This is a genomic window from Ruegeria sp. ABV4_181, from assembly GCF_056158465.1.
In genome coordinates this window covers 1,638,118-1,662,698 of the sequence record NZ_JBSWTI010000002.1, presented here as the reverse complement: position 1 = coordinate 1,662,698, position 24,581 = coordinate 1,638,118, and the positions used below count along the sequence as shown (strand labels likewise).

24 protein-coding genes are annotated in these 24,581 nt (G+C 59.9%); 9 read left to right on the top strand and 15 right to left on the bottom strand.

Features of this window, described 5'->3' with window-relative positions:
• Nucleotides 1-3: 3 nt before the first annotated feature.
• Together ACXAC3_RS08195 and mce are read right to left on the bottom strand one after the other, a co-directional pair.
• Nucleotides 4-279: a DUF1467 family protein gene (locus ACXAC3_RS08195; RefSeq protein WP_475158611.1), complete on the bottom strand. Its 276-nt coding sequence runs from the start codon at nt 277-279 to the stop codon at nt 4-6.
• A gap of 21 nt (nt 280-300) precedes the next feature.
• A complete protein-coding gene (gene mce, locus ACXAC3_RS08190; RefSeq protein WP_475158609.1) occupies nt 301-705 on the bottom strand; it encodes a methylmalonyl-CoA epimerase in 405 nt (134 codons plus the stop codon).
• 135 nt (nt 706-840) lie between these two features.
• Here mce and ACXAC3_RS08185 point away from each other — a divergent pair, with 135 nt between their 5' ends.
• The gene (locus ACXAC3_RS08185; RefSeq protein WP_475158606.1) at nt 841-1,557 is read left to right on the top strand and encodes a response regulator; all 717 of its coding nucleotides are present in this window, start codon (nt 841-843) and stop codon (nt 1,555-1,557) included.
• Between the two features lie 198 nt (nt 1,558-1,755).
• On the opposite strand, the gene aspS is transcribed toward ACXAC3_RS08185, so the two are convergent.
• The 4 genes from aspS to ACXAC3_RS08165 form a co-directional block, all read right to left on the bottom strand.
• Nucleotides 1,756-3,531, bottom strand: coding sequence for an aspartate--tRNA ligase (aspS, locus tag ACXAC3_RS08180; protein WP_475158603.1), 1,776 nt, complete (start codon nt 3,529-3,531; stop codon nt 1,756-1,758).
• A 79-nt stretch (nt 3,532-3,610) separates the two neighbouring features.
• Complete coding sequence (locus ACXAC3_RS08175) at nt 3,611-4,282, bottom strand: CPBP family intramembrane glutamic endopeptidase (RefSeq protein ID WP_475158601.1); 672 nt, start codon at nt 4,280-4,282, stop codon at nt 3,611-3,613.
• Between the two features lie 75 nt (nt 4,283-4,357).
• Nucleotides 4,358-5,026 carry an aminotransferase class IV family protein gene (locus tag ACXAC3_RS08170; protein ID WP_475158599.1) on the bottom strand — a complete coding sequence of 223 codons (669 nt, stop codon included), beginning with the start codon at nt 5,024-5,026 and terminating at the stop codon, nt 4,358-4,360.
• On the bottom strand, nt 4,981-6,108 hold the full coding sequence (locus ACXAC3_RS08165; RefSeq protein WP_475158598.1) for an aminodeoxychorismate synthase component I: 1,128 nt from the start codon (nt 6,106-6,108) through the stop codon (nt 4,981-4,983). The genes ACXAC3_RS08170 and ACXAC3_RS08165 overlap by 46 nt, the downstream gene beginning before the upstream one ends.
• Before the next feature lie 178 nt (nt 6,109-6,286).
• Here ACXAC3_RS08165 and carB point away from each other — a divergent pair, with 178 nt between their 5' ends.
• Complete coding sequence (gene carB, locus ACXAC3_RS08160) at nt 6,287-9,631, top strand: carbamoyl-phosphate synthase large subunit (RefSeq protein WP_475158593.1); 3,345 nt, start codon at nt 6,287-6,289, stop codon at nt 9,629-9,631.
• Nucleotides 9,632-9,687: 56 nt separating this feature from the next.
• Here carB and ACXAC3_RS08155 read toward each other — a convergent pair whose 3' ends face one another.
• Genes ACXAC3_RS08155 through ACXAC3_RS08145 form a run of 3 tightly spaced genes read right to left on the bottom strand, consistent with a single transcriptional unit; the run spans nt 9,688 to nt 14,251 of the window.
• The gene (locus tag ACXAC3_RS08155) at nt 9,688-12,738 is read right to left on the bottom strand and encodes an efflux RND transporter permease subunit (RefSeq protein WP_475158591.1); all 3,051 of its coding nucleotides are present in this window, start codon (nt 12,736-12,738) and stop codon (nt 9,688-9,690) included.
• An 11-nt stretch (nt 12,739-12,749) separates the two neighbouring features.
• Entirely contained in the window at nt 12,750-13,787 is a 1,038-nt protein-coding gene (locus ACXAC3_RS08150; protein WP_475158589.1) for an efflux RND transporter periplasmic adaptor subunit, read from the bottom strand.
• Nucleotides 13,784-14,251, bottom strand: coding sequence for a MarR family winged helix-turn-helix transcriptional regulator (locus ACXAC3_RS08145; RefSeq protein ID WP_475158585.1), 468 nt, complete (start codon nt 14,249-14,251; stop codon nt 13,784-13,786). The genes ACXAC3_RS08150 and ACXAC3_RS08145 overlap by 4 nt, the downstream gene beginning before the upstream one ends.
• A 166-nt stretch (nt 14,252-14,417) precedes the next feature.
• On the opposite strand from ACXAC3_RS08145, the gene ACXAC3_RS08140 reads away from it, so the two are divergent.
• Nucleotides 14,418-15,542, top strand: a complete 1,125-nt coding sequence (locus tag ACXAC3_RS08140) for a beta-ketoacyl-ACP synthase III (protein ID WP_475158581.1) — start codon at nt 14,418-14,420, stop codon at nt 15,540-15,542.
• A gap of 116 nt (nt 15,543-15,658) precedes the next feature.
• On the opposite strand, the gene ACXAC3_RS08135 is transcribed toward ACXAC3_RS08140, so the two are convergent.
• Nucleotides 15,659-16,120, bottom strand: coding sequence for a hypothetical protein (locus tag ACXAC3_RS08135; protein WP_475158578.1), 462 nt, complete (start codon nt 16,118-16,120; stop codon nt 15,659-15,661).
• Nucleotides 16,121-16,475: 355 nt separating this feature from the next.
• Here ACXAC3_RS08135 and ACXAC3_RS08130 point away from each other — a divergent pair, with 355 nt between their 5' ends.
• Nucleotides 16,476-17,054 carry a thymidine kinase gene (locus ACXAC3_RS08130; RefSeq protein ID WP_475158576.1) on the top strand — a complete coding sequence of 193 codons (579 nt, stop codon included), beginning with the start codon at nt 16,476-16,478 and terminating at the stop codon, nt 17,052-17,054.
• On the opposite strand, the gene ACXAC3_RS08125 is transcribed toward ACXAC3_RS08130, so the two are convergent.
• From ACXAC3_RS08125 to ACXAC3_RS08105, 5 genes are all read right to left on the bottom strand, one after another.
• Nucleotides 17,051-18,001 (bottom strand): 2-hydroxyacid dehydrogenase, encoded by a 951-nt coding sequence (locus tag ACXAC3_RS08125; protein ID WP_475158574.1) that lies wholly within the window; start codon nt 17,999-18,001, stop codon nt 17,051-17,053. The genes ACXAC3_RS08130 and ACXAC3_RS08125 overlap by 4 nt on opposite strands.
• On the bottom strand, nt 18,001-18,339 hold the full coding sequence (locus tag ACXAC3_RS08120; RefSeq protein WP_475158570.1) for a tRNA-binding protein: 339 nt from the start codon (nt 18,337-18,339) through the stop codon (nt 18,001-18,003). Before ACXAC3_RS08120 ends, ACXAC3_RS08125 begins: the two co-directional genes overlap by 1 nt.
• Nucleotides 18,332-19,147 carry a pyrroline-5-carboxylate reductase gene (proC, locus tag ACXAC3_RS08115; RefSeq protein WP_475158565.1) on the bottom strand — a complete coding sequence of 272 codons (816 nt, stop codon included), beginning with the start codon at nt 19,145-19,147 and terminating at the stop codon, nt 18,332-18,334. The genes ACXAC3_RS08120 and proC overlap by 8 nt, the downstream gene beginning before the upstream one ends.
• Nucleotides 19,148-19,185: 38 nt before the next feature.
• Nucleotides 19,186-19,686 (bottom strand): type III secretion system chaperone family protein, encoded by a 501-nt coding sequence (locus ACXAC3_RS08110; protein ID WP_475158561.1) that lies wholly within the window; start codon nt 19,684-19,686, stop codon nt 19,186-19,188.
• A gap of 314 nt (nt 19,687-20,000) precedes the next feature.
• Nucleotides 20,001-20,249 (bottom strand): accessory factor UbiK family protein, encoded by a 249-nt coding sequence (locus ACXAC3_RS08105; protein WP_475158557.1) that lies wholly within the window; start codon nt 20,247-20,249, stop codon nt 20,001-20,003.
• 97 nt (nt 20,250-20,346) lie between these two features.
• Between ACXAC3_RS08105 and lgt the strand changes: the two genes are divergently transcribed.
• The 5 genes from lgt (at nt 20,347) to ACXAC3_RS08080 (ending at nt 24,570) form a co-directional block, all read left to right on the top strand.
• Nucleotides 20,347-21,234, top strand: a complete 888-nt coding sequence (gene lgt / locus ACXAC3_RS08100) for a prolipoprotein diacylglyceryl transferase (RefSeq protein ID WP_475158555.1) — start codon at nt 20,347-20,349, stop codon at nt 21,232-21,234.
• Nucleotides 21,231-22,298, top strand: coding sequence for a class I SAM-dependent methyltransferase (locus tag ACXAC3_RS08095; RefSeq protein WP_475158552.1), 1,068 nt, complete (start codon nt 21,231-21,233; stop codon nt 22,296-22,298). Before lgt ends, ACXAC3_RS08095 begins: the two co-directional genes overlap by 4 nt.
• Nucleotides 22,295-23,053 carry a peptidoglycan editing factor PgeF gene (pgeF, locus tag ACXAC3_RS08090; RefSeq protein ID WP_475158549.1) on the top strand — a complete coding sequence of 253 codons (759 nt, stop codon included), beginning with the start codon at nt 22,295-22,297 and terminating at the stop codon, nt 23,051-23,053. Before ACXAC3_RS08095 ends, pgeF begins: the two co-directional genes overlap by 4 nt.
• A 269-nt stretch (nt 23,054-23,322) precedes the next feature.
• Nucleotides 23,323-23,451: a hypothetical protein gene (locus tag ACXAC3_RS08085; protein WP_475158547.1), complete on the top strand. Its 129-nt coding sequence runs from the start codon at nt 23,323-23,325 to the stop codon at nt 23,449-23,451.
• Nucleotides 23,452-23,787: 336 nt separating this feature from the next.
• Nucleotides 23,788-24,570 carry a Hint domain-containing protein gene (locus ACXAC3_RS08080; protein WP_475158543.1) on the top strand — a complete coding sequence of 261 codons (783 nt, stop codon included), beginning with the start codon at nt 23,788-23,790 and terminating at the stop codon, nt 24,568-24,570.
• Nucleotides 24,571-24,581: the final 11 nt, after the last annotated feature.

Here is a 24,581-nt window from a genome sequence, read left to right as displayed (position 1 = left end):
CAGCTAGCCGCGCGGCTCCAACTGGTTCAGCCAGTCGAAATCGCGCACCGAGATCACGCCAGAGATGATGATCCCGGCAATAATGGCCCAAAGCACCACTGAAATGCCGGTGGTGATCCACATTTTCTTTTTCATGTGATGCACTTCCGGCGCACCTGCATGGGTGCCCGGAACAATATCCCCCAAATCACCCTGCGTCTTGATGCGGATCGGCAGCACCACCAACAGCGTCATGAACCAGATGACGGCAAACAGAACCAACGCAGCGGTGATCGTCATATTGGCCTCTCTTCGATTGGGTTAGACCTGCTCAAGCTCGACCAGGCAGCCGTTGAAGTCCTTGGGGTGCAGGAACAGAACCGGCTTGCCATGCGCGCCGATCTTGGGCTCGCCCGAGCCCAGCACGCGGGCGCCGGTGTCTTTCAGGTGATCACGGGCAGCGATAATATCGTCGACCTCATAGCAGACATGATGAATACCGCCAGCCGGGTTCTTTTCCAGAAACCCATTGATCGGGCTGTCGTCGCCCAGCGGGTGGAGCAGCTCGATCTTGGTGTTGGGCAGTTCGATGAACACGACGGTCACGCCGTGGTCGGGCTCGTCCTGCGGCGCGCCGACCTTTGCACCCAACGCGCTGCGATACTGTTCGGACGCGGCATCAAGATCGGGAACGGCAATGGCGACGTGGTTCAGGCGACCAATCATGGAACTCTCCTTCGGTTCTGCGTTGCAGCGGTTATGGGGGCTGTTGGGGCAAAGGACAAGTGCGCCAAATTGCCGTTAACCCTGTGTTAGCCAGAAGTTCCTAGCGTGAGGCATCTGCTGATTAGGAGTTCTGTCATGGACAATTCGAGCGCATTCGCCTCCCCCGCGCAGCCGACCGCGACGCGGCCTTTGCTGGGCCAAACCATTCTGGTTGTCGAAGACAGCCGTTATGCCTGTGATGCGATCCGGCTTATGTGCCTGCATAGCGGCGCTCGTATCCGGCGCGCGGATTGCCTGACATCGGCGCGACGGCATCTGCAGATCTACCGCCCCTCGGTAATACTGGTGGATATGGGTTTGCCGGATGGGTGCGGGGCAGACCTGATTGCTGAATTGTCGGTCGCAATGCCGCGCATCGGGGCCATTCTTGGCATGTCCGGCGACCACGACACGCAGGAAACGGCGTTTGAAGCGGGTGCAGACGGGTTTCTGACCAAGCCTCTGAAATCGCTGTCCTGCTTTCAGAAACTCATCCTGGAATGCCTGCCCGAAGATCGCCGCCCCAGCAGCCTGAACGCCATTCGTGACGAAGTTATCCGCCCTGACCCGATGGCCTATCAGGACGACATGGCGCATATCGCAGATGTGCTGGCCGGACCAAACGATCAACGCACGCTTGACTACGTCGCCCAGTTTTTGCGCGGTGTCGCCCGCGATGCCGACGACACGGTTCTGGAAATCGCCGCGCGAAAACTGGCCGCGTCGCGGATGGACGGCTCGCCCGTAACCGCGCTGACAGCTCAGGTCGCGGGCATCGTTCAGGCCCGGCTGGAACAGCGTGAGGCGATCTGAGATGGCGACGGCATATTTTCTGACCGCAACAATCCTGAGTATCTGGGTTTATCGCCAAACCCGTACAACGGCCCGAAACATTCGCGTCAATCGCGGCGGCATGGCCGACCCGTTGGAGTGAGGAACCGGCGCAACTTTGGTGTTCCCGCGCGCCGGCCGCAGAAAAAACCCGCCGCAGGGTTTGCGGCGGGTTTCTGATCAATCTTGCGGGATGATGCGCAGCCCCAGCTCCATCAACTGATCCGAAGTCGGATCGGACGGCGCATCCATCATCAGGTCTTCGGCGCGCTGGTTCATCGGGAACATCATGACTTCGCGGATGTTGGCCTCATCCGCCAGCAGCATAACGATCCGGTCGATCCCCGCGGCGCAGCCGCCGTGCGGCGGGGCACCATAATGGAACGCGTTGAACAGGGCGCCAAAGCGGGACTTGACCTCATCCTCACCATAGCCCGCCAGCTCAAAGGCTTTCAGCATAATCTCCGGCTTGTGGTTCCGGATCGCGCCCGAGACCAGCTCGTACCCGTTACAGGCCAGATCGTACTGATACCCGCGCACGTCCAGAGGGTTACCCTGCAACGCTTCGATCCCGCCCTGCGGCATTGAGAACGGGTTGTGCTCAAAGTCGATCGCGCCGGTTTCCTCGTCCTGCTCATAAATCGGGAAATCCACGATCCAGGCAAAGGCGAAGCGGTCCTTCTCGGTCAGGTTCAGTTCGTCACCGATCACGTCGCGCGCCTTGCCCGCGACTTTTTCAAAGGCTTTCGGCTTGCCACCCAGGAAAAACGCCGCATCGCCGACGCCCAGACCCAGTTGCTGACGGATCGCTTCGGTGCGTTCGGGGCCGATATTTTTGGCCAGAGGCCCTGCGGCCTCCATCCCTTCGCCCTGATCACGCCAGAAGATGTAGCCCATGCCGGGCAGACCCTCTTTCTGGGCAAAGGCGTTCATCCGGTCACAGAACTTGCGGCTGCCGCCGGTTGGCGCTGGGATCGCACGGATTTCGGTGCCTTCCTGCTCCAGCAGCTTGGCAAAAATTGCAAAGCCGGAACCGCGGAAATGCTCAGAGACCACCTGCATCTTGATCGGGTTCCGCAGGTCCGGCTTGTCGGTGCCATACCACAGCGCGGAATCCTTGTAGGAAATCTGCGGCCAGTCCTGATCAACCTTGCGCCCGCCGCCGAACTCTTCGAACACACCGGTCAGAACAGGCTGGATGGTGTCAAACACATCCTGCTGTTCAACAAACGACATTTCGAGATCGAGCTGGTAAAAATCGGTCGGCGAACGATCCGCGCGCGGGTCTTCATCGCGGAAGCATGGCGCAATCTGGAAATACTTGTCGAAGCCCGAAACCATGATCAGCTGCTTGAACAGCTGCGGGGCCTGCGGCAGCGCATAGAACTTGCCCGGATGCAAACGCGAGGGCACCAGGAAGTCGCGCGCGCCTTCGGGCGACGAGGCGGTGATGATCGGCGTCTGATACTCGCGGAAGCCCTGATCCCACATCCGTTTGCGCATGGATGCAACAACGTCCGAGCGTAGGGTCATGTTCTGCTGCATCGCCTCGCGGCGCAGGTCCAGATAACGATAGCGCAGGCGGGTTTCCTCGGGGTATTCCTGATCGCCGAATACCATCAGCGGCAATTCGTCGGCAGCACCCAGAACTTCCAGCTCACGCACATACACTTCGATCTCGCCGGTGGGCAGTTTCGGGTTCACCAGCTCCGGATCGCGCGCCTTGACGGTGCCGTCGACGCGGATGCACCATTCCGAGCGCACCTTCTCCAGCTCGGCAAACGCCGCGCTGTCGCCATCGCACAGAACCTGCGTCACGCCGAAATGGTCGCGCAGGTCAATGAACAGCACGCCGCCGTGATCTCGGACACGATGCACCCAGCCGGACAGGCGGACGGTTTCACCGACATTGGCGGCGGTCAGAGCGGCGCAGTTATGGCTGCGATAGGCGTGCATGGATCATATCCCTTCGGGCGCAGAATTCGTCGCGCCGATACACCCCGTCAGACTTGGAAAGTCAAGGCAGGTCGCGCCGTCAAAACGGCCTTTGCACGTTGCCAGAGTAGAAATAGATGCCCAGACCCGCCGCAAAGATGATGTTCCCTGCGATGGCGTGCAGCAGAACGGCATAGAAAAACGATCCGCGCCTGCGGTAGGCCCAGGTGAACAGCAGCCCGCCGGCAAAGGTCATGACCGCGACGATCCAGCTCCAGTACATCAGATGTGCCAGCGAAAACAGCGCCGCATTCAGCAGATAGGCCGCCCGCCCGTCCGGCAGGATCGCGTGGTAACGGCGGAAGAACAGCGAGCGGAACAAAAGCTCTTGTGGCAGGGCCGAAAGCACCGGATAGGCCAACCAGATCACCGCCAGGAATTCGGGCCGCTGGCGCAGCAGGGCAAAGGCCATTCCCGGACGGGTCGCCATCACCAGCGCCGAGCAGAAGGCCGTCATCGCCACTGCGAAAACCGCAACCTCTGCCCAGGACCAGTTGCCCCAGTTGTAACGCAGTTCAGCCCAGGAAAATCCCGGCGTAAAATGAAGCAGCACAATGCCGATGGCCGTGAACGTAAACAGCGACGGAAACATCCAACTGGGCGGAAAGAAGACGGCAATCAGCACCGGCACCGCGATGAAAAACAGCCCGAACTCCAGTCGCAGCCGGGCCTGAGCCGGCATCAGGTCTGCAATTACCCGTTCCCTGTTCACCCGGTTTCCAACCTCGCCTGATCCTGCCCATGACAACAGATGTACAGATGATTAATCGCGTCATTGCCCATCAGGTCAAGGGCTTGGCGGACTGTCCGGCGATGCGCGATAGTCAACACGGATTTCACCACGCAGAGAGTTTCCCACACAGATATGCTGGGCATCACGCAGATCGTATAAGGACAGGACGCGTTCGCGCACTTTTGCTGCGTCCAGCAACCTTTGGCGCAGCACCCCCGGCAGGCAGCCGGAGGAAACCGGCGGTGTCACATATGCTCCGTCTTTCAGTTTGACGAAGAAGTTTGTGATGGTCCCTTCGCACAGTTCGTCGCGTTCATTGAGAAACAGCAGTTCGTCGACCCCTTCGGGCATTGTCTTGCGGGCTTCGTCATAGATCGCGCGACGCGTCGTCTTGTGCCGCAGCCAGGGATCGTCCGAGCGCAACCGCTGTTCAGCGATGGCCACGACCCAACGGCCGTTGGGTTGGATCAGATCGGCGGAGGTAAAATCCAGATCGCCATTAACGCCCAGTGTCATGCGGCATCGCTTGACCGTCTCAGCCCGGAACGCATCCAGCCGGTCTTGCGCAGCGCTCCGGTCGAAGGAAAACCCAAGTTCCCTGGCAGAGCGTTCCATTCGTTGCAAATGCCGCGGCATGTCGAAAAATCCTGAACCGGGATCGTAGCGGAACGTCTCGATCAGGCGGGTTCCTTGTGGAACTGGCTGGCAAACCGGGCTTTCCATAGCGCTTCCTCATATTCTGACGGGGCGGTGCTGTCCCAGACCACCCCACCGCCAACATTCAGCGTGGCAGAACCGTCTTCGACCATCAGGGTACGAATCGCGACATTGAATTCGGACCGTCCGTCCGGCGCAGCCCAGCCGATGGTGCCGCAATAGATGTCGCGGGGCCAGGGTTCCAGTTCGGACAGAATCTCCATCGCGCGGATCTTGGGCGCTCCGGTGATAGACCCGCAGGGAAACAGCGCCGCCAGAATATCGGACAGTTCCGCGCCCATGTGAAGCTGTGCCTGCACCAGCGAAACCATCTGATGCACGGTGGCATAGGTTTCAACCTTGAACAGCTCCGGCACCTTGACGGACCCGGGCAGCGCGACGCGGCTGATGTCGTTCCGCAAAAGGTCGACAATCATCAGGTTCTCAGCCCGGTTCTTTTCGTCGGTCGACAGAAAGGCCCGGCTGCGCGCGTCCTCGGCCATGTCTTCACTGCGCGGCTGGGTGCCTTTCATCGGGCGCGTTTCGATACCGCGGTCGGTATCGGTGCGAAAGAACAGCTCGGGCGAGCGGCTGAGCAGATCGGGCAACCCGTCCTGTTGCACCAGCGCGCCGTGACCGACTGTCTGGCCGCCTGCAAGCGTGGCATAGAGGGCGGAACTGTCCCCTTCCAGGGTCAGGTCGATCGGAAAGGTCAGGTTGGCCTGATAGATGTCGCCCGCCCCAATGGCATCATGAACCTGCCGGAAAGCCTGCGTATACCGCGCCTCGTTCCAGCGCGGGATGAACCCGGTGACCCCACCGGCAGGCGCCGGAAGGTCACGCTGTGCGGGTTCGTCAAACACACCGAAACACAGCAACGGCAGACGCCGCCCCTTTGGCAGCCGGTCGGCCAACCGCGGCTCCAGCGCATAGCCCAGCTCATAGCTGGCGTAACCCGCCACCCATGCGCCTTCGGTCCGCGCCTCATCCAGCGCCGCCATCGCCTGGGGCACATCCTCCGCCGTGTCTGCGCGGATCACATCGGCCGGCCGGTCGAAACTGGTTCCGGGCCCGGCCGGGCCCTGATCGAAACGAATACGCAAGTGCATCCTCATTTGCCGTGCTGCGCGGTATAGAGAATACGTCGGCAAGGGAAAGAGGGGAAAGCGGCAATTTCATCCCCGATTCCGATACCTCTTGAACCTTTTCGTGCGGTGCCTATAAGGCAGGACAATTTGGGCGCTTGGGCGGTGCCCGTGACTCGTGGAAAATCGAAGGGGCAAGGCCATGCCGAGAAGAACCGACATCAAGTCGATCATGATAATCGGGGCAGGCCCCATTGTCATTGGTCAGGCCTGCGAATTCGACTATTCCGGCGCTCAGGCGTGCAAGGCACTGCGCGAAGAAGGATACCGGGTCATTCTGGTGAACTCGAACCCGGCCACGATCATGACCGACCCGGGGCTGGCGGACGCCACCTATATCGAACCGATTACGCCCGAGGTTGTCGCCAAGATCATCGAAAAAGAACGCCCCGATGCGCTGCTGCCCACGATGGGCGGTCAGACCGGCTTGAACACCTCGCTTGCTCTGGAAGAAATGGGAGTGCTGGACGAGTTTGGTGTCGAGATGATCGGGGCCAAACGCGACGCCATCGAAATGGCAGAAGACCGCAAACTGTTCCGCGAGGCGATGGACCGGCTCGGGCTTGAGAACCCCAAGGCAACCATTGTCACCGCCCCTCGCAAGGAAGACGGCAGCGCCGATCTGGATGCCGGTGTGCAGTTTGCCTTGGACGAGTTGGAAGAGATCGGCCTGCCCGCCATCATCCGCCCCGCCTTTACCCTGGGCGGCACCGGCGGCGGCGTGGCCTATAACCGTGAGGATTACATCCATTTCTGCCGCTCAGGCATGGATGCCTCGCCCGTCAATCAAATCCTGGTCGATGAAAGCCTTCTGGGCTGGAAAGAATACGAGATGGAGGTGGTGCGCGACACGGCCGATAACGCCATCATCGTCTGTTCCATCGAAAACGTCGACCCGATGGGCGTGCATACCGGTGACTCGATCACCGTCGCCCCGGCCCTGACGCTGACCGACAAGGAATACCAAATCATGCGCAACGGCTCGATCGCCGTGCTGCGTGAGATCGGGGTCGAGACCGGCGGCTCGAACGTGCAATGGGCGATCAACCCCGATGATGGCCGGATGGTCGTGATTGAGATGAACCCGCGCGTGTCGCGCTCCTCGGCGCTGGCGTCCAAGGCGACCGGTTTCCCGATTGCCAAGATCGCAGCCAAGCTGGCCGTGGGCTATACGCTGGACGAACTGGACAATGACATCACCAAAGTGACCCCGGCCTCGTTCGAGCCGACCATCGACTATGTCGTGACAAAAATTCCGAAATTCGCCTTTGAAAAATTCCCGGGCTCCGAACCCTATCTGACCACCGCGATGAAGTCGGTGGGTGAGGCAATGTCCATTGGCCGCACGATTCACGAGTCGATGCAAAAGGCACTGGCCTCGATGGAGTCCGGCCTGACCGGGTTTGACGAGATCGAAATCGCCGGTCTGAACGTGGGTCTCTGGGATGAGGCTGACGACAGGGCCGCCGTGATCAAGGCGATCAGCCAGCAGACGCCTGACCGCCTGCGCACAATCGCGCAAGCCATGCGTCATGGGCTGACCGATGACGAAATCTTTGGCGTCACCAAGTTCGACCCATGGTTCCTGGCCCGCATCCGCGAGATCATCGAGGCCGAGCGCACGGTGCGTAAAGACGGCCTGCCGGTGACTGAAGAGGGCATTCGCAAGCTGAAGATGCTGGGCTTTACCGACGCGCGCTTGGGCAACCTGACCGGCCGCGAAGAAAGCAACGTTCGCCGCGCCCGCCGCAATCTGGGCGTCACCGCCGTGTTCAAACGGATCGACACCTGCGCCGCCGAGTTCGAGGCGCAGACGCCTTACATGTACTCGACCTACGAAGCCCCGATGATGGGTGAGGTCGAGTGCGAGGCGCGCCCCTCCGACCGGAAAAAGGTTGTCATCCTCGGCGGTGGCCCGAACCGCATCGGACAGGGGATCGAGTTCGACTATTGCTGTTGCCATGCCTGTTTTGCGCTGACCGATGCGGGCTATGAGACCATCATGGTCAACTGCAACCCCGAGACGGTCAGCACGGACTATGACACCTCGGACCGGCTGTATTTCGAGCCGCTGACCTTCGAACACGTTATGGAAATCCTGACGAAAGAGCAGGAAAACGGCACGCTGCACGGCGTCATCGTTCAGTTCGGCGGTCAGACCCCGCTGAAACTGGCCAATGCGCTGGAGGCCGAAGGAATTCCGATCCTCGGCACAACGCCGGATGCCATCGATCTGGCCGAAGACCGTGAGCGTTTCCAGGCGCTGGTCAACGAACTGGGTCTGAAACAGCCCAAGAACGGCATCGCCTCAACAGACGAACAGGCATTGGAGATTGCCGACGAGATCGGCTTCCCGCTGGTCATCCGCCCCTCTTACGTTCTGGGCGGCCGCGCGATGGAAATCGTCCGCGATATGGATCAGCTGCGGCGCTATATCAACGAGGCGGTTGTGGTCTCGGGCGACAGCCCGGTTCTGCTGGACAGCTATCTGGCCGGCGCGGTGGAACTGGATGTGGATGCGCTCTGCGACGGAACGGACGTTCACGTCGCGGGCATCATGCAGCATATCGAAGAGGCCGGCGTACACTCGGGCGACTCGGCCTGTTCGCTGCCACCCTATTCGCTGTCGAAAGAGATCATCAACCAGATCAAGGATCAGGCGTTCAAACTGGCCAAGGCGCTGAATGTCGTCGGCCTGATGAATGTGCAGTTCGCGATCAAGGACGATGAGATTTATCTGATCGAGGTGAACCCGCGCGCCTCACGCACAGTGCCATTTGTCGCAAAGGCAACTGACAGCGCGATTGCGTCAATTGCAGCCCGCGTGATGGCGGGCGAGAAACTCTCGAACTTCCCGATGCGCCCGGCCTACAAGACCGTGGATGACACCAAGATCGCTGACCAGATGACGCTGGCCGACCCGGACATGCCGTGGTTCTCGGTGAAAGAGGCGGTACTGCCCTTTGCCCGGTTCCCCGGCGTCGATACCATTCTGGGTCCGGAAATGCGCTCGACCGGTGAGGTTATGGGCTGGGATCGCGACTTCCCGCGTGCCTTCCTCAAGGCGCAGATGGGGGCCGGTATGGTTCTGCCGTCATCGGGCCGTGCGTTTATCTCGATCAAGGATGCCGACAAAACCGCCGCCATGCTGGAGGCCGCGCAGGTTCTGGCCGAACAGGGCTTTGCGCTGGTGGCCACACGCGGCACCCAGTCCTGGCTGGCCAGCCATGGGGTGGGCTGCGACGTGGTCAACAAGGTCTATGAAGGCCGTCCGGACGTGGTGGACATGTTGAAGGACGGGCAGGTCCAATTGCTGATGAACACCACCGAGGGCGCACAGGCGGTCGAGGACAGCAAGTCCATCCGCTCCATCGCGCTTTATGACAAAATCCCCTATTTCACGACCGCAGCCGCCAGTCACGCCGCAGCATTGGCGATCAAGGCGCAGGCCGAAGGGGATGTCGAGGTGAAATCGCTGCAGGGGTGAGAAACCCCACTGAGGAGAAAAGCAAAGCCCCCGGTCAACGACCGGGGGTTTTTCATTTAAACAACGGGTTGCGGTGCCGTTTTTCGTCTTTCTTCCCGCTGAAAGAGGACCATGTAGAAGACCGGCGCGGCAACCATTGTCAGGATGGTGGCAAAGGCCAGCCCGCCCATGATCGTTACGGCCATCGACCGGAAGAACGCGTCTGTCAGCAACGGCGCCATTCCCAGAATGGTTGTAATGGCCGCCAGCATGACAGGCCGCAGGCGCGAAACCGACGCTTCGATGATCGCCTCATGCAAACCCTTCCCGGTCTCGCGGACCAGATCGATTTCCTCGACCAGAACGATGCCGTTCTTGATCAGCATGCCCGACAGGCTGAGCAAACCCAGCAGGGCCGTGAATGTGAACGGCAAGCCGGTTCCCAGCAGGCCGATAACGACCCCGTTGACGGACATGGGCACCAACAGCCAGATAATGATCGGTTGCCGTATCGCGTTGAAGATCAACACGGAAATCAACACCATTATCAGCAAGCTCAACGGCAATTGACGGCCCAGGCTGGCGTTGGCGTCGCCGGCGTTCTCGAACTCTCCGCCCCATTCCATGCGATACCCTGCGGGCAGTTCCATCTCTTCAATGGCCTGACGCACTTCGGAGTGCACCTGCGCGGCAGTCATATTCGGCGGGATGTCGGCCCCTACCGTGATGGTCAGCACGCGGTTTCTTCGGTGTACCAGCGTGTTGAGGGACTTGTATTCGAACCCGTCGACCATTTGCTCGATCGGCACAAACCGTTCGGACTGATCCGAAAACACGACCTGATCCACGATCGAGTAATCGCCGTCCGCAGGGCGGCGCAGAATGATGGGGATCAGACGGTCGCGTTCGCGCAGGACGCCGCCATTTATCCCGTCGGTCGAAAATTGCAGCGTGGCGGCAATGTCTTCGCGGGTGACCCCGGCGGTCTGGGCGCGCTCGGTCGCGTAGATCGGCTGAACCGCCAGTTCCTGCTCGCGCCAATCGTGATACACGTTCAGGGCGTTCGGTGACGCGGCGCGCATTTTCTGCACCGCTTCATCTGCCAGCTGGCGCAAGACCGCGGGGTCGCTGCCCGAAAACCGCGCTTGAATCGGATCGCCCCCGCCCGGGCCGAAGATCAGCCGCTTGGTGCGGAACTTACCTTCGGGGAACTGCGCCGATCCAAACGCTTCGAGATCCGCGCGCAGCGCCGGAATGTCGTCCAGCGTTTCGGTGCGGATGATCATGTGACCATAGCTGGGGTTCGGTTTTTCCGCCGAATAGGTCAACAGGAACCGCGTCGCGCCCTGCCCTACAAAGGTGGCAACCGAGACGACATCCTCCCGTTCGGCCAGCCAGTTTTCGAACACCGCCATATCCTCGGCGGTGCGGGCGATGGGTGTGCCTTGTGGCAGGTTGTAGTGCACGAAGAACAGAGGCGTGTTGGAGTCCGGGAAGAACTGTTGTTTCACCAGCCCGAAGCCCGCGAAACACGCCACCGTCACCCCCGCAAGCGCTGCGATGACCAGCCAGCGGAACCGCAGTGCCCAGCGCAGGATGCCACCATAGATACGGAACATGATGCCGCCATAGGCATCCACCGCGCCCTCTTTTTCCTGCTTGAAGAAATAGTGGCCCAGCATCGGTGTGACAGTCAGCGCCAAAACCCAGCTGAGCAACAACGATATGCCGATCACCGCAAACAGCGAGAACAGGAATTCCCCTGTCGCGTCGGGGCTGAGACCGATCCCGGCAAATGCCATGATCCCGATGATCGTCGCGCCCAGCAGCGGGATTTGCGTCTTCGAGGCAGCCTCTTCCGCCGCGCTGCGGGAATCCTTGCCGCGCAGCATGGCGATCTGCATGCCCTCGGCCACCACGATGGCATTGTCCACCAGCATCCCCATCGCGATGATCAGGGCGCCCAGCGAAATCCGCTCCATCTCAATCGAGAAAATCGACATGAACAGGAGCGTGCCCACAACGGTCAGCAACAGCGTCGATCCCACGACCACCGCCGCGCGCCAGCCCATGAAAATGGCCAGCACAGCAACCACAATGGTCACTGACAGGGCGAGGTTGACCAGAAAATCGTTCGAGGCTTGCTCGACCACCACATGCTGCTGATAGATCGGCAGGATTTCGACGCCGAATGGGATCTGCATATCCAGTTCGGCAAACTTGGCATCGGCGCGTTTGCCGACCTCGACGATGTTTTCGGTCGACAGGCCCGCGATGCCCAGGGTGAAAGCCTCGCTGCCATTGAAACGGATTACGACCTCGGGGTCGGTCTGGCGGCCGCGATACACGTCCGACATATCGAACAGGTTGACGACCTGACCCTGAGACCCCACGGACAGACCGGCAATCGCCGAAACGCTGTCCGATCCTTCAGCTGTCAAGATCGTTGTGCGGTCACCGTCAGACCGCAAAGAGCCTGATGCATTCACCGAATCCGCGTTGGCGATGGCCTCGTTGATCGCCTGAAGGGGCACGTTCTGGTTCACGGAAATGGCCAGGTCGGGCTCGATAAAGATCGCCTCTTCCGGCAGGCCCATCACTTCGACATCCGCGACCCCTTCGACGGTCAGCAACTCGCGCCGCAGAAAGGTGGATAATTCGTGCTTTTCGGCATCAGAAAAGCCTTCGGCGGTTACCGCGTAGAACAGCCCGAAGACGTCGCCAAACCCGTCATTGACAAAGGGTTGGCCGACCCCTGAAGGCAAGGCCCGGGCGGCGTCACGCACTTTGGCGCGCAGTTTGGTCCAGATCTCCGGCAGTTCGGTGCCGTCATAGGTGGATTTGATCTCGACTTCGATCAATGAGAATCCGGGTTGGTTGACCGAGGTGATCGTGTCGATCTCGCCCATTTGCTGGATCGCCGATTCCAACGGTTCGGACACTTCCAGGGCGACCTGCTCGGCAGTTGCACCGGGGTATTGGGTGGCGATGACGGCGTTCTTGATGGTGAAAGCCGGGTCTTCCAGACGACCCAGCGACAGGAAACCCCAGATGCCGCCGAAGAGGGCAATCAGAATGACCAGCCAAGTATAGATCGGCCGGTCGATGGATGCGCGCGCGATATTCATCTGTCCGCCCTTCAGTTTGCAAAGCCGGCAAAGCGGCTGACGGTCTGACCATCGGTCAGCGCAGCCCCGCCGGCGACGACGATTTCGTCACCATCGGACAATCCGGTCAGCACGCGGACCTCTCCGCTCTGCGTTGGCTGGATGGTCACGGGTACGCGGCGCACGGTGCCTTCCTCGGCACCGGCCGGTGAAAACACCATGACACTCAGCGTGCCCTCGGCGTCCGCGACGATAGCCGTGGCGGGAATGACGATGCCCGTCTGGTTGTCCTGCACCTGTACCGTCACCGTCACAGAAGACCCCGGCAGGATTTGCAGCCCTTCCGGTGGGGTCAGGCCGAACTGGATGCGGAATGTCTGGCCAACGCTCGACAATTCAGCATCGAATTCGCGGATTTGCAGAGGGAATACTTCGTCGCTGACGGGAAATTTGGCGGTAATCGTCAGGTCATCCTGCTGGCCCGAGCGCTGGAACAGGATTTCGGGAACGTCCACCTCGATCCGCAATTCGGACATATCGTGGATGCGCACGATGGGCGTTCCGGCCGAAACAGTGGTGAATGCCTCAACCGCGCGGCTGGACACCAGCGCGTCGAACGGTGCACTCAGGGTCGCCTGCTCCAGATCGTATTCCGCGTCGCGCACGGCGATATCCGCCAGCTGCGCGGCTGTTTCGGCGTCATCCACAGCAACCTGGCTGGCGGTTGTCCCCCGCAGCCGCGACAGCCGTGCCACCGTGCGGTCCGCCTGATCCTTTTGCAGAACCGCCCGGTCAAAGCGACGTTGAAACGGCTCCTGATCCAGTTGCGCGATCAACTCACCTTCGGGGATCACAAAGCCTTCGGTCACCGGCATTTCGACAATCTGTCCGGCAACCTGAAAGGCCAGATCAACGGTTTGGCGCGCGGCAACGCGCCCGAAAAACTGGCGCGAAAACCCCGGCGACGTTTCCTTGGCCACCATCAGCTTTACCGGTTTGGCCATTTCTTCGGCAGCGGTGGACGTTGCGAGCACAATCAGCGCAACGCTAAGAGCAGAGAGGATTTTCATTTCGTCAGTCCCTCGGGAATTCCCGTTTTCAGAATGTTGTCACGGATTTTGCACGCCAGGCGCGCGAATTCGGCGGTTTCCCGGGCGTCCAGCCCAGAGGCGCGGTGAAACAGATTTCCCGCTTCGGCGACCAGCATATTCCGGGCTTCCTCGCCTTTCGCAGTCAGAACCAGCAGCCAGGCCCGGCGATCTTCGGGGTCACGTTCGCGAATCAGATAGCCCGCTTTTTCAAGGCCGTCCGCAGTTGCAGTAATCGTCGAAGGAACGCTTAGCATGTCAGCCGCAAGAACACCCATACGCTTTGGCTGGTCGAGTTTAATCAGCATATGGCATTCTGGATGGCTCAGATCCGTTTCGATACAATCGAACGTCTCTTCCAGTTTCCAGTACAGCGCATATACGCCCATGATCGCCTGAATCTCGGGGCTGAGACGGCTTAGTCTGGTGCTGATATCGTCGGACATGAGGGGCTCCGTGCGCGTCAGGGGGTGCATATACTTCAAAATTTGAACTATTCAAGATGTGAAGTTGAATTTGATCGGGCCCAGTATATTCCCTTGGGTCACCATCCCTTGATCAAATCACATTGTGACTGCATTTTAGGCGGATTCGAAACCGTCAGGACCAGCCATGTATACCCCTGCCATCACCGGTACCGGTGTTTTCACGCCCGAGAACGTCATTACCAATGCTGAACTTGTCGCGGCTTTCAACGCCTATGCCGACAAGAAGAACGCCGAGAACGCCGACGCGATCGCAGCCGGTGACATGGAACCGATGCAGCATTCGTCGGAAGAGTTCATCCTGAAAGCTTCTGGAATCGAAAACAGATACGTGATGGACAAGTCCGGGGTGCTGGACCCGGACGTGATGCATCCCCTGCTGCGTCAACGCAACGATGACGAGCCCGGCATCATGACCGAGATGGCGATCGACGCCTGCAAGAAGGCGCTGGACCAGGCCGGTCGCAGCGCGGCGGACGTCGATCTTGTAATCTGCGCAGCGTCGAATCACGAGCGCGCCTATCCCGCGGTCGCGATTGAGATTCAGCAGGCGCTGGGAATTGAGGGTTTTGGCTTTGACATGAACGTCGCCTGTTCCTCGGCCACCTTCGGCATTCAGGCGGCGGCGGACATGATCCGCTCGGGCTCGGTCCGGTCTGCACTGGTGGTGAACCCCGAGATTTGTTCCGGCCATCTGGAATGGCGGGACCGCGATTGCCACTTTATCTTCGGCGACGTTGCGACCGCCGCGCTGATTGAACGGATTGAAGACGCCCAGGGCCCGCATTTCGAAATCCTCTCGACCCGCTGTGCCACGTCCTTTTCGAACAATATCCGCAATAACAACGGTTTCCTGCGCCGTTCGCGCCCGGATGGCGTCGTTGACCGCCGCGACATGCAGTTCATGCAAAATGGCCGGAAGGTGTTCAAGGAAGTGCTGCCGATGGTCAGCAAACACATCGCCGATCACATGGGCGCAGAAGGCGTGGGCAGCGATGACCTGAAACGCCTGTGGCTGCATCAAGCCAACAAGACGATGAACGATTTCATCGGCAAGAAAGTTCTGGGGCGCGAGCCGGAGGCAGATGAACAGCCCAACATCCTGCAGGACTATGCAAACACGTCCTCGGCCGGTTCCATTATCGCATTTTCGAAATACTCGGACGATCTGGAAAACGGGGATGTCGGACTGATCTGCTCCTTCGGCGCCGGGTATTCGGTGGGTTCGGTGATTTTGAGGCGGCACAAGTAAGGCCCTACGGTCGCCGCTGATCCAACCCGGAATCCGGGCTTACACTTTCGAAAACCGAAGCAACCGCCGAAGATAGCGATCAGGATTGACCGATCCCGAAAATTGGTCGAACCGACTCAGCTTACGCTTTCTTCTTCCAGATGCAGCTTCATTTCGATTAGCACCTGCTGCAGCAAGCTGGTTTCTTTCAGCAGTCGCTTGGCTTCGTTCACGGTGATGATGCCGTCTTCGATGGCCGCCTGATATTCGGTCATCAGCATTGCGAACCGCTGGCTCAGCGCGATGACATCCGAGTTTACCCCACCGGTGCGCGGGCTGTCCGTGTTGCGACCGTCATAGGACAGCGTGATGTTTTTGAGGTCGGCCAGCGCCGAAGTCACATGCGGAAAAGTTGCCACCGCCTCAAGCCGGGCAACTGCGTCCACGGGCATGAACCGGTCGGCATGTTCCGCGTTGTCGGAATAATATCGGCCCAAAGTTGCCTTGGACTTGCCGGTAATCTCGCAAGCGGATTCAATTCCGACGTCTTTGACCAAAGCTTCGGTGTGCTTTTTCAGATAGGCCCCGATATCTGCCATTTTTTTACCTTTGCTGCCTGCCTCTCCTACAAGATATGCCACTGCAGGGGAAAGGGAATAGAAAATTCCCATACTCAATTCATAATTGAAATGTCATATGTTGGCTATCCCTCAGATATGCGGGGGTTTTGTGAGTGAGTGGCGGCCGTTCCGGCCGGTAATGAGTGTTTGCAGGGCGCCATTTAAGCCCTGCTGTTTACAGGCCAAATGTTGGCCGACGGCGTCGCTGTTGTTGACGCGGGGGTTCCATCCCCTATGAGCTTTCGCTCAGCCTCTGCAACGGCAACGGCGACGTCGCTTTCCTTTCGGTTTTTGATGCCTTGCCCATACGGGTCAGGCGATTTAGACCCGGCCTATGGCTAAGCTCTACTTCAATTATTCCACCATGAACGCGGGCAAATCGACCGTGTTGCTGCAGGCCTCGCACAACTATCGCGAGCGGGGCATGGATACTTATCTAATGACTGCGGCGCTGGACGGGCGCGCCGGTATCGGGCGGATCGCGTCGCGGATCGGAATATCAGCAGATGCGGACACCTTCTCGGTCGGCGACGACGTGTTCACAATGATTGAGACTCGGCTGAGCCAGGGTGAAATCGCCTGCGTTTTTGTCGATGAAGCCCAGTTTCTGACCGAGACCCAAGTATGGCAGCTTGCCCGGGCGGTGGATGACCTGAATGTGCCTGTTCTGGCCTATGGGCTACGGGTAGACTTTCAGGGCCACCTGTTTCCGGGCTCCGCCTCGTTGCTGGCGTTGGCCGACGAGATGCGCGAGGTCCGCACGATCTGCAAATGCGGCCGCAAGGCGACGATGGTGATTCGTCAGGACGAAAGCGGCAATGCCATTACCGAAGGCGCGCAGGTTCAGATCGGCGGGAACGAGACCTATGTGTCGCTCTGCCGCAAACACTGGCGCGAGGCGGTGGGCGCCTAAACCGGGTTCGGCAAGGGGCGACCCGCAACAAATGCTGCGACGTTGTCCAGTGCCATATGCCCCATATCGGTGCGAACCTCTTCGGTCGCCGTGCCCAGATGCGGCAGCAGGGTAACATTATCCATGTCGCGCAGGACCTGTGGGACCGCTGGCTCAAACTCGTACACGTCCAGCCCCGCACCCGCGATGCGCCTGGTCTGCAGGGCCGCGATCAGGGCCGCTTCGTCAACGACCTCTCCGCGCGCGATGTTGATCAGGATGGCAGATGGATTCATGCCCTCAAGCACCTGCGCATTGATCAGATGGCGGGTTTCAGCCCCGCCGGGAACGGCCAGCACGAGGAAATCGACAGCCGCGGCAAGCGCTGAAAGATCGCCGAAATAGTCGGACGGAAAATCCAGGTCTTTGGGGCTGCGCGACTGGTACGCCACCCGCATTCCGAAACCGAAATGACACCGTCGCGCGATGGCCTGACCGATGCGGCCCATGCCGACAATGCCAACCTGTTTGCCAGAGACGTGATGGCCCAGCATCTGGGTCGGGTGCCAGCCCTGCCAGTGGCCTGCGCGCACCAGCCGCTCACCTTCACCCGTGCGGCGGGCGGTGGACAGCAGCAGCGTCATGGCAATGTCCGCCGTGGCGTCGGTGACGGCACCGGGGGTATTCGTCACTTCGACCCCAGCGGACCGCGCGGCAGCCACGTCGATATGGTTGTAGCCGACACCGAAATTGGCCAGCAGCCTGCAACGGGGCGCAACTGCTTCAGCAAAGACCTGCGCTGAGAACTGGTCGCCCAGCGTTGGAACCACAATGTCGAACTCTGTCAGGGCCCGCATCATTTCCCGGAGCGACATTGGCGCAGTGTTGCTGCGGATCTCGACATCGAACTCGGCACGGGCGCGAGCCTCGACAGCTGCGGTCATCGGGCGGGCGATCAGCAATTTCATCAGTGCATCCGCCCGCCGATCGGAACCTCGCCATCCGGGCCGATCAGGACGATCTCGCCATTGTCGTCTGGCAGACCCAGCACCAGAACCTCGGACATGAACCTGCCGATCTGGCGTGGCGGGAAATTGACGACCGCCATCACCTGTTTTCCAACCAACGCAGAAGGATCGTAATGCGCGGTGATCTGCGCCGAGGTTTTGCGTTCGCCAATCTCATCGCCAAAGTCGATCCACATCTTGATCGCGGGTTTGCGGGCTTCCGGGTACGGCTCGGCGCGGATCACCGTGCCCACTCGGATGTCGACCTTGAGAAAGTCATCGAATGTAATCTCACTCACGCGAAAGCTCCTTGGATCGGTCGGTTGCGGCCTTGACGGCGCGGTGCAGCAGATCGGGAAAGCCGAATTCTTCATGCATCAACACCTCAAGCGCGGCCTGCGTCGTGCCATTGGGCGACGTTACGTTGACCCGCAGTTGCGACGGGTCCTCGTCGGCAGCCAATGCCAAAGCGCCCGCCCCGGCCACGGTGGATTTGGCCAGTTTCATAGCCAGTTCATGCGGCAGGCCCTGCGCCTGCCCTGCGGCGGCCAGAGTTTCGATCAGGTGGAACACATAGGCCGGACCGGAACCGCTGAGGCCGGTAACGGCGTCCATCTGCGCCTCATCCTGCAACCGAACGGTCTCACCAATGGCTGACAGCAGATTTTCCGCCAGTGCAACGTCAGAGTCTGAGGCTTTCGCATTGCCGATCAGGGCTGTTATCCCCTGCCGGATCGCGGCCGGGGTGTTGGGCATCGCGCGAATGATCGGAGTGGCATTGCCCAGCACGCTCTCGAACGTGGCAATCGAAGTTCCGGCCGCGACCGAGATGAACAGGCTGTCGCCACCCCCCAGCGCCTTAATGGCAGGCAGAGCCACGCCCATCATCTGCGGTTTGACGGCCACCAGCACCACGGCGGGGGCTTCAGGCAGCGGTGTGTTGATGTTGACGCCCTGCGCCTTCAACCAGTCCGAGGGATTCGGGTCGATCACCCAAACGGATGGCGCAGGAAGGCCATGCTCCAACCATCCGGCAAGCATGGCCGACCCCATCTTGCCGCATCCCAGAAGCACAAGCCCCTGTTCGGCGACACGTGACATGTCCATGATTGCCCCTCCCCTGTCATTCGGTTCGGGGCAAAGCTTTACGCGCGGCCGTAAGCCTCTGCAATGGCGACTTGCATCGCTTCTTCCGGGGTCCGGTTGCCCCATGTGACAAGCTGGATCGCCGGGTAATACCGCTCGGCGCTCAGCACCGCGGCGGTGATCATCGTGTCGATCTGTTCCGGGCTGGCCATCTGGCCGCCGGCCAGAACCAGACCATAACGGTACACCATCAGCTTCTGATTGGCCCAATATGTGAACGCGCCGGCCCAGCACTGATCGTTCATCTTGTTCAGCAGCTCATACAGTTCGGTTTCCCGCTCGGACGGTGGTTCCATCTCGAACGAGCACACCATGCGGAGTGTTTCGTCAAAATTGGACCAGGCCAGCGTGATCGAGTATGTTCGCCACTGCCCCTCGACAGCCATGGCGATCTGATCATCCCCGATCCGGTCAAAATCCCAGTCGTGATGTTCGGCAAGATGTTCAACAATGTCGATCGGATGAAGGTCTTCTTCGAGAAACTGCTCGGAAAGGGCCATAATGCCACCTCACTAATCTCTAGCATGTTGGGGCTGGCAGCGCCCCAGCGCTAGTTGCCTGCTCTACAAGCCGGGCTTCCCCCGTAGGCCTGTACTAAATATGGTGCGATGCGAGGCGGGTTCTGACAACCCTATTTATTGGGGATAACAGCAATAAGTTGTGGACAGATGGCAACGCCACTCAAAATATTGGCACGGAATGCAGCTTTACCTTGATTAAATCCCGCAAGGCGTCAGAATACACGTCACCGCACAACCCTGGGTCGGATTGTGCGGCGCAGGGCTTGTCCCGAACCATCCGGAAATCTATGGCGTTACTTGTCCAGCTTGGCCTCAAGCGCGGCGATGCGCGCTGCGAGTGCGGCGTTTTCCTCGCGCGCTTTCTGGGCCATCGAACGAACTGCGTCAAATTCTTCGCGCGTGACGAAATCGCGGTCGGCCAGCCAGCGGTCGATCATCGACTTCATCGCGTTCTCTGCCTCTTCCCGGGCGCCCTGCGCCACACCCATGGCGTTGGTCATCAACTGGGAAACGTCGTCGAGGATCTTGTTGCGGGTCTGCATGGTTTTACTCCGATATCGCGGTTGGCTTCTATATGGGTAAAGAATGGCGCGGGCTCAAGGTTGACTTGCCCCGCAAACCCCGGGCAATGAGACGCACATGCAGGCTGTTCTGAATTTCCCCGATCTGTCGCCCGAGCTGTTCTCGATCTCACTGTTCGGGACGGAGTTCGCCCTGAGGTGGTACGCGCTGGCCTATATCGTCGGTATTCTGATTGCGTGGCGCATGGGGGTGATGGCGCTGAAACGTCCCGCTCTGTGGCCTGAAAAGACGCCACCATTGAAGCCGGAACAACTGGAGGACCTGGTCACCTGGATCATCCTTGGTGTGATTCTGGGTGGGCGGCTTGGGTTCGTGCTGTTTTACCAGCCCGCATATTACCTTTCGCACCCGGCAGAGATTCTGAAGGTCTGGCAGGGCGGCATGGCGTTTCATGGCGGGCTGCTCGGGGTTGTGATCGCGTCCTACCTATATGCGCGGCGCCACCGGATACCGGTATTGTCTCTCGCCGATCTGATTGCACATGCGGTGCCGCCGGGACTGTTGCTGGGACGGATGGCGAATTTCACCAATGCCGAGCTTTGGGGGCGGCCCAGCGAATTGCCATGGGCTGTGATTTTTCCCGGCCCGGCCGCGCAGGATTGCCCCGGCGTTGTTGCGGGCATGTGCGCGCGGCATCCCTCGCAACTTTATGAGGCGGCGTTGGAAGGTCTGATTCTGGGCGCGGTCTTATTGTGGCTGGCCTATCGGCGCGGGGCGTTTCGCAAGCCGGGTCTTGTCTTGGGTGTCTTTCTGGCCGGCTACGGCGCGTCGCGGTTTCTTGTCGAGTTTTTCCGTCAGCCGGATGCGCAGTTCATCTCACCCGGAAACCCGCTGGGACTGGCATGGCATGTGGGCGGGTACGGCCTGACCATGGGACAGATGTTGTCGCTGCCGATGATCGCGCTTGGGCTGTGGTTCGCGCTGCGCGCGCGGTCCGCGTCATGAGCCTGATTGATCATCTGCTGGCGCGCATTGCGCTGGACGGCCCGATGAGCGTGGCCGACTACATGACCGATTGCCTGCTGCACCCGACCCATGGCTATTACACCACCCGCGATCCGTTGGGCGCACAGGGGGATTTCATCACCGCGCCCGAAATCAGCCAGATGTTTGGTGAACTTGTCGGCGTGTGTCTGGCGCAATGCTGGAAAGATCAGGGGCAGCCGAATCCCTTCGTTCTGGCCGAGCTTGGACCAGGGCGCGGGACGCTGATGGCGGATATTCTGCGCGCCACGCGCAATATCCCGGGATTTCTGGACGCGGCGGAAATCGTTCTGCTCGAAGCTTCACCTGCTTTGCGGGATATTCAGGCGCGAACCTTGAAAGGTCGTGCGCCGCGATGGATCAATGCAGTCACCGATCTGCCCGAAGCCCCGCTGTTTCTGGTCGCAAACGAATTTTTCGACGCGCTTCCGATTCGTCAGTTCCTGCGCGATGGCGATGGCTGGCGCGAAAGGTTGATCGGAATGCAGGGCACGGCGCTGACATTCGGGCTGGGTCCGCAGGCTGATCAAGTTGCGTTGAAAGACCGGCTTGCGGACACCACAGACGGCGATCTGGTTGAACTGTGCGCCGCTGCAATCCCCATCACAACCGTGATCGCCGGCCGCATTGCAACCCATGGCGGCGCCGGTCTGATCGTGGATTATGGGGACTGGCGCTCGTTGGGTGATACGCTGCAGGCCCTGAAAGACCATGAGCGCGCCGATCCCCTTATCGCTCCGGGACGGGCGGATCTGACGGCGCATGTGGATTTCGAAGCGCTGGCATCCGCGACCCGCGCCGCTGGTTGCGCCCATTCGCGTCTGACCACGCAGGGTGTGTTCCTTGAGCGTTTGGGAATCGCCCATCGCGCGCAGACCCTGGCAAAAGGGTTGAGCGGTTCCGAGCTTGAAACGCTGATTGCCGCACATCGCCGGTTGACGCACCCCGAGGAAATGGGAAACCTGTTCAAAGTGCTGGGGCTTTTTCCCACCTACGCCGCACCTCCACCGGGACTGGATTCATGACGCTGGAAATTCTGACTTCGGATCTGTTGTCACCTGTCCGACATGGGTTCTTCAGCCGTCGCGGCGGCGCGTCTTCGGGGATTTTCGCGGGCCTGAACTGCGGCTACGGGTCATCGGACCAGACCGAAGCCGTTGCAGTGAACCGCCACCGCGTGGCCGACGCCATGGACGTCGCACCCGAAGCGCTGGTTGGTGTGCATCAAATTCATTCGCCGGATGTCCTGACAATCAATGGCCCCATCAATGGCGAAAAGCCCAGGGCGGACGCCGTCGTGACATCGACCCCCGGTTTGGCCCTGACGATTCTGACGGCGGATTGTCAGCCGGTCCTGTTCGCCGATCCTGACGCGAAAGTGATCGGGGCGGCGCATGCCGGGTGGCGCGGTGCATTGGATGGCGTTCTGGAAGCCACTTTGGACGCGATGGAGGATTTGGGCGCAAAGCGGGAAAACATCAGGGCCGTCATCGGCCCCACGATCTCGCAACGTGCGTATGAGGTCGGACCGGAATTCCTGGATGACTTCGTGGCGGAATCGCCCGAAAACCTGCGGTTTTTTGCAAATGGACAAGGCGACAGATTGCAGTTCGACCTGCCCGCCTTCGGGTTGCACAAGCTGCGGCAGGCGGGGGTCGGCCGGGCCGAATGGACCCGTCACTGCACCTATTCCGACCCCGACAGATTCTATTCCTACCGCCGCTCGACGCACGCGAAAGAGGCCGATTACGGGCGCCTGATTTCCGCCATTAAATTGTAAGGCTGGCCCCAATTGTGGCAATTTCGCCGCTTTTTCGCCACATTTTTTGTGTCTATCTGAGTCGGTAGAATTTTATGTTTTTTGTCCGTGCTCAGGTGTTTACCAGCCAAAAATCAATGCGTGCGCGACAGTTTATTGAAAAAGGAACTGACTGACTTCGTTTGTCCTGAATTCATCCCGGATCAGCCTTATCGACGCCTTAATGGCACGTCATGTTCAAGGCTCAGAGGGAAACGGGGCTTCAGACCCCAAAAGGGCAGGACAATAAAATGAAGTTAAAATCTCGCTTTCTCAGCGCCGTTGTCGCGGCCACCAGAGAGCACGAGCTGGAAATGCCCTGGAAACGGGTTTCCAGCCACTCGGTCAGAGTCGCACGCCGCCTGGCGGCTCGGCGCTGACCAACACGGCCCGCGGAACCAAGCTGCCGGTTCCAAGGGTTAATACGCACAACGGAGGGGTGCTCCAGTCCGGTGTGTGTCCTGCCGCCTGAATTTGGCGCGGCATGGGTTTTTGGGGCATGTGTGCGCAGGCGTTTTTAGCCTGCGATTGTGCGAGTTTGTCTGGGGGGTCAGTGTGTTGACCAGAAATGTGCGAAATTCCATCGCGATGCGCGGTCCGTTCGACTGTCGCAATGCGGTCACTCCTTACATTCAAGACAAAGATAAAACCCGAACAGGTCGGCCAGTAATGGGGTTCAGCCCACCTGTGCGGAGATTAGAGGGGTCGGAATACTAATGCCTATTCCACATTCTTTATCGCGCGCCGCCCAGAATGCCGTCGACACGTCGGCTCTGTTGCGGGATGCGCCAAGACCAACAACAAAGCAAAAGGCGCAGCTGCGCCGCTATGAAGTCAGCACATTGATGAAAAACGGGGACGTCGTGCAAACCCGCCATGTTGCACCCGCCCTGCCAGTGTTTGAGGACGCCTTTTGCGCGTTTACCCGGGGGTCGCTGGTCGAAACCGAAACCGGTCCGATGGCGATCGAGGATCTTCTGCCCGGGGATACCGTGCTGACGCAGGACGGCACCTCGGAAACCATTTTGTGGAAAGGGTCTGTCACCTTGATCCCGGGACGTCAGGATTCGCGGGGGCGGACGCGGCCGCTGACGCGGATCATGGCCGACACGTTCGGTATGCAAAAACCGCTATCCGGCGTGATCGCCGGCCCGTCGGCGCGCTTGCTTGGCACGCCTGCCCATCTGCGTCACGTGCATGGCGACTGTCAGGTGCTGACGCCGGTTCACGAGTTTCAGGACGGCACAAGCGTGATTGAGACGCTGCCGCCGACACCGGTCGAGCTGTTTCACATCTGCCTGAAGCGGCATTCGGTCATCAAGGTTGATGGATTGCAGTTCGAATCCTACCATCCCGGCGTCAATGCCGTTCGCAGGATCAGCCATTCATTGCGATCCATCTATCTGAACCTGTTCGCGCATGTCGATTCGCTGAACGATTTTGGTCCGCTGGCCATGCCGCGCGCGGGAGACGGAGAAATAGACGCAATTTCGACTTAACCTCAACGGAA

Excerpts from the sequence above, each read along its gene's own strand:
- ACXAC3_RS08125 (WP_475158574.1), bottom strand. The coding sequence starts at position 18,001 with ATGAAATTGCTGATCGCCCGCCCGATGACCGCAGCTGTCGAGGCTCGC.
- ACXAC3_RS08165 (WP_475158598.1), bottom strand. The coding sequence starts at position 6,108 with ATGCACTTGCGTATTCGTTTCGATCAGGGCCCGGCCGGGCCCGGAACC.
- carB (WP_475158593.1), top strand. The coding sequence starts at position 6,287 with ATGCCGAGAAGAACCGACATCAAGTCGATCATGATAATCGGGGCAGGC.
- pgeF (WP_475158549.1), top strand. The coding sequence starts at position 22,295 with ATGACGCTGGAAATTCTGACTTCGGATCTGTTGTCACCTGTCCGACAT.
- ACXAC3_RS08145 (WP_475158585.1), bottom strand. The coding sequence starts at position 14,251 with ATGTCCGACGATATCAGCACCAGACTAAGCCGTCTCAGCCCCGAGATT.
- aspS (WP_475158603.1), bottom strand. The coding sequence starts at position 3,531 with ATGCACGCCTATCGCAGCCATAACTGCGCCGCTCTGACCGCCGCCAAT.
- ACXAC3_RS08105 (WP_475158557.1), bottom strand. The coding sequence starts at position 20,249 with ATGCAGACCCGCAACAAGATCCTCGACGACGTTTCCCAGTTGATGACC.
- ACXAC3_RS08110 (WP_475158561.1), bottom strand. The coding sequence starts at position 19,686 with ATGGCCCTTTCCGAGCAGTTTCTCGAAGAAGACCTTCATCCGATCGAC.
- proC (WP_475158565.1), bottom strand. The coding sequence starts at position 19,147 with ATGGACATGTCACGTGTCGCCGAACAGGGGCTTGTGCTTCTGGGATGC.
- lgt (WP_475158555.1), top strand. The coding sequence starts at position 20,347 with ATGCAGGCTGTTCTGAATTTCCCCGATCTGTCGCCCGAGCTGTTCTCG.
- ACXAC3_RS08150 (WP_475158589.1), bottom strand. The coding sequence starts at position 13,787 with ATGAAAATCCTCTCTGCTCTTAGCGTTGCGCTGATTGTGCTCGCAACG.
- ACXAC3_RS08170 (WP_475158599.1), bottom strand. The coding sequence starts at position 5,026 with ATGGAAAGCCCGGTTTGCCAGCCAGTTCCACAAGGAACCCGCCTGATC.
- ACXAC3_RS08140 (WP_475158581.1), top strand. The coding sequence starts at position 14,418 with ATGTATACCCCTGCCATCACCGGTACCGGTGTTTTCACGCCCGAGAAC.
- ACXAC3_RS08135 (WP_475158578.1), bottom strand. The coding sequence starts at position 16,120 with ATGGCAGATATCGGGGCCTATCTGAAAAAGCACACCGAAGCTTTGGTC.
- ACXAC3_RS08130 (WP_475158576.1), top strand. The coding sequence starts at position 16,476 with ATGGCTAAGCTCTACTTCAATTATTCCACCATGAACGCGGGCAAATCG.
- mce (WP_475158609.1), bottom strand. The coding sequence starts at position 705 with ATGATTGGTCGCCTGAACCACGTCGCCATTGCCGTTCCCGATCTTGAT.
- ACXAC3_RS08155 (WP_475158591.1), bottom strand. The coding sequence starts at position 12,738 with ATGAATATCGCGCGCGCATCCATCGACCGGCCGATCTATACTTGGCTG.
- ACXAC3_RS08185 (WP_475158606.1), top strand. The coding sequence starts at position 841 with ATGGACAATTCGAGCGCATTCGCCTCCCCCGCGCAGCCGACCGCGACG.
- ACXAC3_RS08095 (WP_475158552.1), top strand. The coding sequence starts at position 21,231 with ATGAGCCTGATTGATCATCTGCTGGCGCGCATTGCGCTGGACGGCCCG.
- ACXAC3_RS08080 (WP_475158543.1), top strand. The coding sequence starts at position 23,788 with ATGCCTATTCCACATTCTTTATCGCGCGCCGCCCAGAATGCCGTCGAC.
- ACXAC3_RS08085 (WP_475158547.1), top strand. The coding sequence starts at position 23,323 with ATGAAGTTAAAATCTCGCTTTCTCAGCGCCGTTGTCGCGGCCACCAGA.
- ACXAC3_RS08195 (WP_475158611.1), bottom strand. The coding sequence starts at position 279 with ATGACGATCACCGCTGCGTTGGTTCTGTTTGCCGTCATCTGGTTCATG.